The following is an 11,653-nucleotide window of genomic DNA, read 5'->3' as shown; positions in this document are numbered from 1 at the left end:
TGTCCGGACAATGATTGTGCATACATAAGATGTCCGAACAGACAAGACCCGCCACTGAAGTTGCCGCAGCCGGAGCGTTGTTCCGGGTGGAGGACTACCGCATGTGCGAAAGCGTGGGCTACCTCGTCGGGCGCGCCAAGACGGCGCTGTCCATGGCGATCGAGCAGGAAGTCGCGCAGATGGACGTGACGCACTCCCAGGCCAGTTGCCTGGTGCTGCTCGCCAACGGCCGCTGCCAGACCGCGACCGATCTCGGCCGCGAGCTGAACACCGACATCGGCTCGCTCACCCGCATGCTCAGCCGCATGGAAAAGCGCGGCCTGATCGAGCGCGTGCGCAGCGAATCCGACCGGCGCGTCGTGCATCTGGAGCTGACCGAAGCCGGCCGCGCGCTGGCCGATCGCATGCCGGCAATCTATACACATGTGCTGAACCGTTTCTTCGCCGGCTTCTCGCCGACCGAAGTCCAGATGCTGCGCGGTTTGTTGCAGCGCGTGCTCGACAACGGCGCCGCTACCGAAGGCAGCCGCTTGCGCCCTGCCGACCACTGACGCCGAACCACCAGAACCGCTCCAACGTTTTCGCTCCTCCCGATCGCCTGACACCTCAAACAACATGAACGCCTCGAACTCCGCCCCCCAGGCACTTGGCTCCCGCGGCCGCGCGCAGACGCAATGGCCGGCGCGCCTGGCCGTGGCGCTCTCCGCCATCACGGTGGCCGTGCTGGCAGGCTGCGCCAGCCTCGGCAATTCGCACAGCACGCAGACGCTGACCTCGCCCGAGCACCTGGCCAGCGCGCAAACGCTGCCGTCGCAGGGTGGCCAGTGGCCGTCGATGAACTGGGTCGATCAGTTCAACGACAGCCAACTGCGTGCGCTGGTGGATGAGGCCATCCACGACAACCCGAACCTGCAAGTTGCCTTTGCCCGCGTGCGAGCCTCCCGTGCAATGGCGGACGTGGCGCGCGGCGACCTGTATCCGAGCGTCGGGCTGGAGGCGGAAACGACGCGCCAGCGCCTGTCGTCGTATGACCTATTCGAAGGCACGCCGCTGGGCGGCAACTGGTTCACCGAATCGAAGATCCAGCTGGGCGTGAGCTACGACCTGGACTTCTGGGGCAAGAACCGCTCCGCGCTGGAAGCCGCGCTGTCCGACGACAAGGCGATGGAAGCCGAAAGCCAGGCCGCGAGGCTGATGCTGTCAACCTCGGTGGCACGCACCTACGCCAAGCTGGCCGCACTCTACGCACAACGCGACGTGGCCGAGCGCACCATCGCTCAGCGCAAGGATCTGACCGCGCTCTCTGGCCAGCGCCTGCGCGCCGGGCTGGATACGCAAGTCGAGACCACGCAGGCGCGCGCCAACGTGGCCGCCGCGCAGACCGAGCTGGAGCAGGTGGACGAGCAGATCGCGCTGGCACGCAACCAGCTGGCCGCACTGCTAGGAAAGGGCCCGGACCGCGGCCTGTCCATCGCGCGCCCGACGCTGCTGGCGCAAGCGACGCCCAAGCTGCCGAGCAACCTGACCATCGACCTGATCGGCCGCCGCCCGGATCTCGTGGCGGCGCGCTGGCGCGTTGAAGCCGCGTCGAAGGACATCGACGTGGCCAAGGCGCAATTCCTGCCCGACATCAGCCTGACCGCCTTCCTGGGCCTGGCCTCGATCGCGCCGGAAAACCTGCTGCTGGGCAATTCGCGCCAGCTCGGCATCGGCCCGGCGCTGAAGCTGCCGATCTTCCAGGGCGGCAAGCTGCGCGCCAACCTGCGCGGCAAGTACGCCGGCTACGACGCGGCGGTCGCCAGCTACAACCAGACGCTGACCGAAGCACTGCACGACACCGCCGACCAGGCGACCACGCTGCGCAGCATCGATACGCAAGTCACCATCCAGCGCACCGCCCTGACCGAAGCCGAACGCGCCTACAGCCTGGCTCGCACGCGCTACGGCGCGGGCCTGGGCACGCAGCTCACCGTGCTCAATGCCGAGACCACCGTGCTGCAACAGCGCAAGCTCGCCACCGACCTGCAGGCACGCCGCCTGGACGCGCAGATGGCGCTGATCAAGGCGCTCGGCGGCGGCTACACGGCAGAAGAGCTGCCCGGCGCCAAGCCCGCACAAACGACGACTGGCGAGGCTTCCCTACAAGCACCGTCGCACAGCTGATTTGAATTGAACCGACCGTTCCAACGCATTCTTTCGAGCCAACATCATGAGTGACAACAAGTCCCAAGCCGCTCCGTCCGCTGCCCCCGCGCCGGCAGCTCCTGCGGCCGCCCCGAACGGCAATGGCAACGGCAAGCGCAAGCGCATGCTGACCACGCTGGCCGCCGCCCTGGTGGTGGCCGGTGTCGGCTACGGCCTCTACTGGGGTCTGTATGGCCGCTGGTTCGAGTCGACCGACGACGCGTACGTGCAAGGCAACGTGGTCCAGGTGACGCCGCAAGTCGCCGGCACCGTGGTGGCCATCCGCGCCGACGACACGCAGCTCGTCACCGCCGGCCAGCCGCTGATCGAACTGGACCGCGCCGATGCGCGCGTCTCGCTGGAGCAGGCCGAAGCCGCGCTCGCGCAGACGGTGCGCCAGGTGCGCACGCTGTACTCGAACACCAGCGCCTTCACCTCGTCACTGGCCGCGCGTGAGTCCGATCTCGCCAAGGCGAAGGACGACCTCGCCCGCCGCAAGCAGATCGCCGGCACGGGCGCCGTGTCGCAGGAAGAAATCTCACACGCGCAGACCGCGCTGCAAGCCGCCCAGGCCGCTGTCGATACCGCCAAGGAACAACTGCAAGGCAACCGCGTGCTGACCGAGCAGACCACGCTGGAACGCCACCCGAACGTGCTGCAGGCCGCCGCCAAGGTGCGTGAAGCCTACCTGGGCTATGCGCGTACCAGCCTGCCGGCCTCGGTGACGGGCTACGTCGCCAAGCGCTCGGTGCAGGTCGGCCAGCGCGTCGCCCCGGGCACGCCGCTGATGGCGATCGTGCCGCTGGATCAACTGTGGGTCGACGCCAACTTCAAGGAAGTGCAGGTGCGCCATATGCGCGTGGGCCAGCCGGTCGAGCTGGTGGCCGACGTGTACGGCAGCAGCGTGACGTATCACGGCAAGGTGGTCGGTTTCTCGGCCGGTACGGGCTCGGCGTTCTCGCTGCTGCCGGCGCAGAACGCCACGGGCAACTGGATCAAGGTGGTGCAACGCCTGCCGGTGCGCGTGTCGCTCGACCCGAAGGAGCTGCAGCAGCATCCGCTGCGCGTGGGCCTGTCGATGGAAGCCAAGGTCGACATCCATGACGAAGGCGGCCAGAGCCTGGCCTCCACGCCGGCTGCGTCGCCGCTGGAAACCTCGGTGTACGACCAGGCCGGCAAGGAAGCCGATCAGGTCATCGCCAGCATCATCAACAACAACGCCGGCCGCGGTGCCGCCAACACACCGGGTGCCGGTGGCGTGGTGGCCCCCGCTTCCGCCGCGCGCGCCTCGCAACCCGCACCCAAGGTCTAACGCATGGCAACCGCCGCGCCCCGCCCGCCGCAGCCCCTGACCGGCGCCAAACTGGTGATCGGTACGGTGGCGCTGTCGCTGGCCACCTTTATGAACGTGCTGGATACGTCCATTGCCAACGTGTCGATCCCGGCCATTTCGGGCGACCTGGGCGTGGCGCCGAACCAGGGCACGTGGGTCATCACCTCGTTTGCCGTGGCCAACGCCATCTCGGTGCCGCTCACCGGCTGGCTGACGCAACGCTTCGGGCAAGTGCGCCTGTTCGTCACGTCGGTGCTGCTGTTCGTGCTGGCGTCGTGGGCGTGCGGCATGGCGCCCAACATGGCGACGCTGCTCGCGGCCCGGGTTTTCCAGGGCATGGTGGCGGGGCCGATGATCCCGCTGTCGCAGTCGTTGCTGCTTTCCACCTACCCGCCCGCCAAGAGTTCGATGGCGCTGGCGCTATGGGGCATGACCACGCTGGTCGCCCCCGTCATGGGGCCGATCTTTGGCGGCTGGATCTCGGACAACATGACCTGGCCGTGGATCTTCTACATCAACATCCCGATCGGGCTGGGGGCGGCTTACGCAACCTGGAGCATCTATCGCGAGCGTGAGACGCCAACGCGCGCGCTGCCCATCGACCGCATCGGCCTGGCCTTGCTGGTGCTGTGGGTCGGCTCGTTGCAGCTGATGCTGGACCGTGGCAAGGAGTTGGACTGGTTCAGCTCGGGGGAGATCATCACGCTGGCCGTGTTGGCCGTGGTCGGCCTCGCGTTCTTCCTGGTATGGGAGTTGACTGAAGAACACCCGGTGGTGGACCTGACGCTATTCAAGGGGCGCAACTTCAGCGCTGGGGTGGTCGCCATCTCGGTGGCGTACGGGCTGTTCTTCGGCAACCTCGTCATCCTGCCGCTGTGGCTGCAGACCATCGTCGGCTATACCGCCACCGATGCCGGGCTGATCATGGCGCCGGTGGGCATCTTCGCCATCCTGCTCTCACCCATCATCGGCAAGAACCTGCCGAAGATGGACCCGCGCTGGGTGGCGACGGCGGCGTTCATGGTCTTCGCGCTGGTGTTCTGGATGCGCTCGCACTTCACCACCCAGGTCGACACCTGGACGCTGATGCTCCCCACACTCATCCAGGGCGCGGCCATGGCGATGTTCTTCATCCCGCTGACGACGATCATCCTGTCGGGCCTGCCGCCCGAGCGGATTCCGGCGGCATCGGGTCTGTCGAACTTCGTGCGGATCATGTTCGGTGGCATCGGTACGTCGATCTCGACCACGGTGTGGGACAACCGCTCGGCGCTGCACCATGCGCAGCTGGTCGAACACGCCAACACATACAACCCCGCCTACAGCGCATCGGTTTCGCAATACACGCAGATGGGCATGCCCAACCTGCAGGCCAATGGCGCGATCGAACGTGTGATCTCACAGCAGGCCGCGATGCTCGGCGCCAACGATATCTTCTGGATTTCGTCGGTACTGTTCATCGGGCTGATCGTCTTCATCTGGCTGACCAAGCCGGCCAAGTCGGCGGGCGGCGCGGAGGCGGCGGCTGGCGCGCACTGAAGCCACCACGTAGATTGCAAAAGGGCCACGCAGCGCTGCGTGGCCCTTTTTGCTATGCGAGGTCTCGGCAGGAGGTCACGACCGGCGTCGCCTGCGGCAGCGCACGGCCCAGGCGACTAGCCACGCCACCACCATGATGGCGCCGAGCGTCCCCCACTCCATCAAGCGGCGCAGCGGCGCACCGCTGTCCGGACCGCCCGCGCGCAGTTCCTTGACGTGCGCGGCATCCACCGTTACGGCGGGATTGCCGTACTGGTGCATGACGAACGTCGCCAACTCGGCCACCTGGGCATCGGTCAGCGCATCGCCAAAGCCCGGCATCAGCCTCGCCGCATCGCCGCTGGTGAGGTGGAGCCCTTGCAGGATCACCATCACCAGGTTGTCGGCATTGTCGCGGCCGAGCGTGGAGTTGTGGGCCAGGCTCGGGAAGGCATCGTCCGGCGTGCCGCGGCCGGTGGTCTGGTGGCAGCTCGCGCAGTTCGCGCTGTAGAGTTGGGCGCCAGTCGTGAGCTGCGCGTAGCCCAGCCCCGGCTGCTGGTAGCCGATGCCGGTGTTGACGGCGCGCAGCCCGGCTTCGTAGCCGGTGGCGTGCCCGCCAAACGAGAAAGCGGCCTGCGTGTCCGCAGCATTGCGCACCGGCGGCGAATCCTTCAGGTAGACGGCGATCGCGGTGAGGTCTTCCGCGCTCAGGTGCTGCAGGCTGTCCTGGATGGCCTCGGCCATGCCGCCCGCAGCTTGCCCTTTACCCGCCACTGCACCGGTGCGCAGGTACTGCGCAAGCTCCTGCACCGACCAGCCGCCGACGCCGCTGATCGGGTCCGAGGTGATGTTCGGCGCGCGCCAGGGGCCTACCTGCCCGCCCGACAAGGCCAAGCCCTGCTTCTCCGCCATCAGCACGTTGCGCGGCGAATGGCAGGCGCCACAGTGCCCGACGGTGTTGACGAGATACTTGCCGCGATTCCATTGCGGGCTCTTGTCTGCCGACGCCTCGAAGCGCTGCCTGTCGAGAAACAGCAGGTTCCAGCCGAACATCAGCCAGCGCTGGCTGAACGGAAATGCAAGTTGCGTGGCCGGCGGCGCGGTGTCGACGGGCGCGACGCCATGCATGAAGTAGGCGTACAGCGCCTGGATGTCGCCATCGGCGACGCCCGCGTAGGCCGTATACGGCATCGCCGGGTACAGGTGCGCCCCGCGCGCATTGACACCCTCGCGCACTGCGCGGGCAAACTCCGCCTCGGAGTAGTTGCCGATGCCATGCGTCCTGGACGGCGTGATATTGCTGGAGAAGATCTTGCCGAACGGCGAGTCGATCGGCAGGCCGCCCGCCATCGGCCGACCACCGGGTGCGGTGTGGCAGGCGACGCAATCGGCCGCCGTCGCCAGGTAGCGGCCGCGCGCAACCAGATCCGCCTGGGATGATGCTGGTTCGGCCGCCGATGCGGCGCCCGCCACGGCCACCAGCAGCAGGCCGCGCAGGACGGATGAAAGACGTGTCGTGAAAGCCATGATCGCCCCCCTCATCCGCGCGCCAGTTGTGCCTTGACGGTGTCGGCCACGCGCAGCGCAAGTGCCGCGATGGTCAGCGTCGGATTGGCCGTACCGGTGTTGACGAACACCGCGCTCGACGCCACGTACAGGTTGTCCTGCTCGTGCGAGCGGCAATCCTTGTCGACCACCGACGTGTTCGGGTCTTCCCCCATCAGCGCGCCGCCCATCGGGTGATCCTGCGCGGCAAACTTGAGCGGGTCCTTGGCGTCGGGGATGTACGTGATCTCGGTCGCGCCCATGCCCTTGAAGATCGCTTCATACATCTGTAGCGTGCGGCGCGCGCTCTTGCGCGTGTATTCGTCGATGCTGTACCAGACCTTCGGGTATGGGATCCCCAGCATGTCGCGCTTGTCGGACAGCGTCAGGCGGTTCTGCGGGTTGGGCAGCACGGCATGGTGGGTTGACAGCTCCAGCTTGTGCGCCACGCCATGGCGAATCGCGGCATCGAGCTTCTTGCCGACCAGCCCCGAGGCCAGCGCCTGCTGGGCCACCGCGGGGGTCAGGTTGGAATCGTCGATGCGGGTGATGGCGGCGGCCATCTCAGTGCGCCACGGGCCGTCGCGCAGGCTGTCGATGGCGCAGTTGTGCTGCGGCCCCTGCCCCATCCACACCGGTTCACGGCTGATGAACTGCACCTCGGTGCCGGCATGTTCCATCATGCAGCGGCCGACTTGGTCGGTCTTGTTGGCGATGCCGTTGGGGTTCTTGTCGTCCTTGGACATCAGCATCAGCTTGACGCTTTCGATGTTGTGCGCGGCCAGGATGAACACCTTGCCCGTCACGCGGGTCGAGCGCTTGTCCGGATCATAGAAATGCACGGCGACGACCTTCTGGTTGGCCGCATCGGTTTCGATCCGGTAGACAACGGAATTTTCCATGACGCGCGCCCCAGCCTTCTCGGCCTTGATGACGCTCTCCATGGCGTTGTACATCGCGCCAATCGGGCAGATCGGCATGCAGTTGTTGTTGCCCGCGCACGTGGGCCGGCCATCGTAGGGGCGCGTGTTGCGTGCCTCGGGTTCATGCACGACGCGGTAGTCGGTGTGCCGGGCGACGACGTCTGCCAGCACCTTGCTCGGATACGTCCACGGCATCTTCTCCATCGGATACGGCTGCTTGCGCGGCGAGCCGAGGTCCTCCGCACCGCGCGATGGGTCCGGACCGCACACGCCCATCTCCAGCTCGGCGCGGTAGTAGTACGGCTCGAGGTCGTCATAGCTGATCGGCCAGTCACGGCCCACGCCATAGCGCGAGTGCAGGCGGAAATCGTTGGGCAGGTGGCGCCACGCGCAGCCTGCCCAGTGCCACGTCGTGCCGCCGACCAGCCGCAGGTAGTCGGTCTGGTAGGCGTCGCCGTCGGGGCCATCGACCTGCAGGTAGTCCAGGCTCGCGCCATCCACGCCGTTGAACGGCGCCAGCGCCCAGGGCTTGGGCGGATACGGCGTGGTCAGCGCACGCGTGGTGGCGGGGGCATTGCGGAAGTTCTCGACGATCTCGCCACGCGTTACGCGCGGGCCGGCGTCGAGCACCAGCACCGACAGGCCGGCACGGGCAAGTTCCAGCGCCGACAGGCTGCCGGCCACGCCGGCGCCGACGATCACCACGTCGGCGGAGAGTTGTTTGTCGCTCATGGGGTTGGGTTCAGGAGGCTTCGGGTCGGATGTTGGGCGCGCGTGTCCCTTCAGCTGCCGTTCAGCTGCGGTGCGGTGGCTCGAACGACACCCAGTGCAGCGGCCCGCCGTGGACGTAGCTCGGCGGGCTCAGGACATCGGCGGTCGACCGGTACATCAGCGCGCCGGCATAGGCGAAGGTCCGGGCCCCGACGATGCCGAGGTACCAGGCGGACACGATCTGGTTGAGCGTCTTGCGCAGCGCCTGCTCCCCGCTGGCATCCAGCGCCTGCGCCAACGACTCGACCGTCGTCGGGGGCAGCGTGCCGATGCGGTGTGCCAGCTCACGCAGATGGCCGTCAAACGCTGCATCGGCGCGCTGGAGGGCGGCATGCAGTGCGCGCCCGGTCAGTACATCGAGCGGGCCGTCCACGGCCACATGCGAGACCCGCATGAAATCGTCGTCATACGTGTCTTGCGCGATGGCGGCATGCATGGATGCGGGCGCCATGACAGCCAGCGCGGCTGTCGACACCGCACGCAGCAGGAAGGTGCGGCGGGACGTGGCGAACGACGGCGATGCGGCATCCGCCGCAGGCAGGGAGGTGGGTGTCACGGGGGCAGACTCCATCCAGTCCGGGATACGCGTATCCCGTTCTTCTTGTGGGGTCGCCGACTATAAAGTGCTGCGATTTAGACGATCGCAACATCTGATGGAAAAAGCGTTGAAACTGGTGCCGGTGCGCGCCCCGCTCGGCGGCGATCAATTCGTACGATTGCCGCTGTGGAGGGCGCACCGCCTGCTTGCTATGGTGGGCGCCTTAACCGGAGCACACCATGCATGCATTTGACCTGTGCGATCGCGTCGCCATCATCACCGGCGGTAACGGCGGCATTGGATTGGGCATCGCCACCGGCCTTGCGCGGGCCGGCGCTGCGGTCGTCCTGGCTGGACGCAACCATGACAAAGGCCAAGCCGCTGCCGGGCAACTACAGAAGATGGGATTGCAGGCGTGCTTTGTTCAAGCCGACGTGACCGATCCCACCGCCTGTCGTGCACTCGTGCAAGCGGCGGCAGCACAGTTCGGTCGCGTGGACATTCTCGTCAACAACGCCGGCATGACTGTCCGAAAACTGGCACACGATTGCACACCGGAAGACTGGCAGCGCGTGATGAACAGCAACACAAGCGGCGCTTTCTATTGCGCGCAGGCGGTCTATCCGGAACTCTTGAAAGTGGGCGGCGGCAAAATCATCAACATCGGCTCGATGATGTCGATCTTTGGGGCCACCTATGCGGCGCCCTACGCTGCCAGCAAGGGGGCCATCGTTCAGTTGACGCAGGCGTTGGCGGTGGAATGGGCCCCGCAACACATCCAGGTCAATGCGATCTTGCCAGGGTGGATCGACAGCGAGCTGACGCACACCGCTCGCGAGACATTCCCCGAGCTTGAGGCTGGCGTCAAACGGCGCACCCCGGCTGGCCGCTGGGGCACGCCGGCAGACTTGGCCGGCACCGCCGTGTTCCTGGCCAGCCGCGCATCAGATTTCGTGACGGGCGTAGCCATTCCGGTCGACGGCGGCTACGCGGTGCAGGGGTAAGGTCGCCGCCGGTATGCTTGCAACACGCGCTCAGAGATGCACGAGCCGCTCGGGCCGCAGCACGCCACTCTGCCAGGCCGCCACGCCGAGCAGCGACGCCGCCGCATCGCCGCGCACGCCGTAGACGCGCACCTGATCGGCGTTCGGCAAAGCCAGTTGCAGCGGCAAGCGCTGGCCATGCAGGAAGCGGCGACTCTCTTCGGCGTCCAGCTCCACGCGCGGCAAGGTCTGCAGCAGCGCGTCAACCGGGGCAAGCATGGCACCGCGTTCGACCTCAGGCGTCGCCTCCAGCGAATCGAGCATCACCGCGCCATCGAGCGTCAGATTGCCCACCTGCGTACGGCGCAGCGCGACCAGATGCGCGCCGCAGCCCAACGCCTCGCCGATGTCCTCGCCCAGCGTGCGGATGTAGGTGCCCTTGCTGCATGCCACGCGCAGCGTGACAGTGGGGGCCACCGACTCCAGATCGGTTGCCAGCACATCGATGGCGTGAATCGTCACGCGACGCGCGGCGCGTTCCACCGTCTGTCCGGCGCGCGCGTATTCGTACAACGGCTTGCCGTCCTTCTTCAGCGCCGAGTGCATCGGCGGCACCTGGTCGATCTCGCCGACGAAGCGTTCGATCGCAGCCTGAAGCTGCGCGGGCGTGACCGACACCGGCCGCTCACTCAGCACCTCGCCTTCCGCATCCGCCGTACTGGTCTTGATGCCGAGGCGCACAACCGTCTCATACGTCTTGTCGGCGTCGAGCAAATCCTGCGAAAACTTGGTCGCCTCGCCAAAGCACAGCGGCAACAGCCCCGTCGCCAGTGGATCGAGCGTGCCGGTATGCCCGGCCTTCTTGGCCCACAGCAGGCGCTTGGCGCGGATCAGCGCGTCATTGCTCGACCAGCCGATCGGCTTGTCCAGCAGCAGCACGCCATGCACGTCACGACGCGGCGGTTTTGCCGGTTGGGGCGGGCGTTGCTCGGCCATCGTCAGTCGTCTTTGGCGCGCGTGGCGTTGGCTTCGTCGATCAGGCGCGACATTTCGATGCCACGCTCGAGCGAGCCGTCAAAGTGGAAATGCAGCGTCGGCACGGTGTGGATATGCAGGCGCTTGAACAGCAGCGAGTGCAGGTAGCCGGCCTTCTCGTTCAGGATGGCGGCGGCGGCTTCCGGCTCGGCGCCCAGCACGGTGAAGTAGATCTTGGCGTGCGCATAGTCGGGCGTAAGCGCTACGGATTGCACCGTCACCAGTCCCATCGCCGGGTTCTTGATTTCGCGCTGGATCAGCTCGGCCAGATCGCGCTGGATCTGGTCGGCGATGCGCAGGTTGCGGCCCGAGGCCGATCCCGCTTTCTTCGGCATAGTGTGTTCCTCGATACAACGGGCGCGCGGCATGCGCCTGCGCCCAAAAGACAAAACGGTGGCGCGGGACGCGCCCGGGCCACCGTCGCAAAAGCAAGCCGGACACCGCAGCGTCCGGCTACCGCATTACAGCGTACGCGCCACCTCGGTGATCTCGTAGATCTCCAGGTGATCGCCTTCCTTGACGTCGTTGAAGTTCTTGATCGACAGGCCGCATTCGAAGCCCTGCTTCACTTCCTTCACGTCGTCCTTGAAGCGCTTGAGCGAATCCAGCTCGCCCGAGAAGATGACCACGTTCTCGCGCAGCACGCGCACCAGCGAGTTCCGCTTGACGATGCCGTCCAGCACCATACAACCCGCCACCGCGCCAACCTTCGGCACGTGGAAGACCTGGCGCACCTCGACGGTACCCGTGGTCTCTTCGCGCTTCTCCGGCGACAGCATGCCCGACATCGCCGCCTTCACCTCATCCACAGCGTCATAGATGA

At 66.6% G+C, this 11,653-nt stretch carries 11 protein-coding genes; 5 read left to right on the top strand and 6 right to left on the bottom strand.

Annotation, left to right across the window (positions count from 1 at the left end):
* Window positions 1-101: 101 nt before the first annotated feature.
* The 4 genes from QZ609_RS19190 (at window position 102) to QZ609_RS19175 (ending at window position 5,056) form a co-directional block, all read left to right on the top strand.
* Window positions 102-551, top strand: a complete 450-nt coding sequence (locus QZ609_RS19190) for a MarR family transcriptional regulator (protein WP_295498130.1) — start codon at window positions 102-104, stop codon at window positions 549-551.
* A gap of 64 nt (window positions 552-615) precedes the next feature.
* On the top strand, window positions 616-2,163 hold the full coding sequence (locus QZ609_RS19185) for an AdeC/AdeK/OprM family multidrug efflux complex outer membrane factor (protein WP_295498127.1): 1,548 nt from the start codon (window positions 616-618) through the stop codon (window positions 2,161-2,163).
* Between the two features lie 46 nt (window positions 2,164-2,209).
* A complete protein-coding gene (locus QZ609_RS19180) occupies window positions 2,210-3,496 on the top strand; it encodes an HlyD family secretion protein (RefSeq protein ID WP_295498123.1) in 1,287 nt (428 codons plus the stop codon).
* 3 nt (window positions 3,497-3,499) lie between these two features.
* The gene (locus QZ609_RS19175) at window positions 3,500-5,056 is read left to right on the top strand and encodes a DHA2 family efflux MFS transporter permease subunit (protein ID WP_295498120.1); all 1,557 of its coding nucleotides are present in this window, start codon (window positions 3,500-3,502) and stop codon (window positions 5,054-5,056) included.
* 75 nt (window positions 5,057-5,131) lie between these two features.
* On the opposite strand, the gene QZ609_RS19170 is transcribed toward QZ609_RS19175, so the two are convergent.
* From QZ609_RS19170 to QZ609_RS19160, 3 genes are all read right to left on the bottom strand, one after another.
* Window positions 5,132-6,562 (bottom strand): cytochrome c, encoded by a 1,431-nt coding sequence (locus tag QZ609_RS19170; protein WP_295498117.1) that lies wholly within the window; start codon window positions 6,560-6,562, stop codon window positions 5,132-5,134.
* 11 nt (window positions 6,563-6,573) lie between these two features.
* A complete protein-coding gene (locus tag QZ609_RS19165) occupies window positions 6,574-8,235 on the bottom strand; it encodes a GMC family oxidoreductase (protein WP_295498115.1) in 1,662 nt (553 codons plus the stop codon).
* 61 nt (window positions 8,236-8,296) lie between these two features.
* Window positions 8,297-8,830, bottom strand: coding sequence for a sugar dehydrogenase complex small subunit (locus QZ609_RS19160; RefSeq protein ID WP_295498113.1), 534 nt, complete (start codon window positions 8,828-8,830; stop codon window positions 8,297-8,299).
* Window positions 8,831-9,051: 221 nt separating this feature from the next.
* On the opposite strand from QZ609_RS19160, the gene QZ609_RS19155 reads away from it, so the two are divergent.
* Window positions 9,052-9,816 carry a glucose 1-dehydrogenase gene (locus QZ609_RS19155; RefSeq protein WP_295498109.1) on the top strand — a complete coding sequence of 255 codons (765 nt, stop codon included), beginning with the start codon at window positions 9,052-9,054 and terminating at the stop codon, window positions 9,814-9,816.
* A 30-nt stretch (window positions 9,817-9,846) separates the two neighbouring features.
* Here the strand turns inward: QZ609_RS19155 and truB are convergent, their stop codons facing one another.
* The 3 genes from truB to QZ609_RS19140 all read right to left on the bottom strand — a co-directional run.
* Window positions 9,847-10,791, bottom strand: coding sequence for a tRNA pseudouridine(55) synthase TruB (gene truB / locus QZ609_RS19150; protein WP_295498107.1), 945 nt, complete (start codon window positions 10,789-10,791; stop codon window positions 9,847-9,849).
* Between the two features lie 2 nt (window positions 10,792-10,793).
* The gene (rbfA, locus tag QZ609_RS19145) at window positions 10,794-11,165 is read right to left on the bottom strand and encodes a 30S ribosome-binding factor RbfA (RefSeq protein ID WP_295498105.1); all 372 of its coding nucleotides are present in this window, start codon (window positions 11,163-11,165) and stop codon (window positions 10,794-10,796) included.
* 126 nt (window positions 11,166-11,291) lie between these two features.
* Window positions 11,292-11,653, bottom strand: a 362-nt coding sequence (locus tag QZ609_RS19140) for an EF-Tu/IF-2/RF-3 family GTPase (RefSeq protein WP_295498102.1), incomplete at its 5' end; no start/stop codon positions are given.

Source organism: uncultured Ralstonia sp., from assembly GCA_913056305.1.
Classification (GTDB): domain Bacteria; phylum Pseudomonadota; class Gammaproteobacteria; order Burkholderiales; family Burkholderiaceae; genus Ralstonia.
Note: the sequence above shows the minus strand (reverse complement) of the source record. Positions and strands in the feature narration are given on the sequence as shown.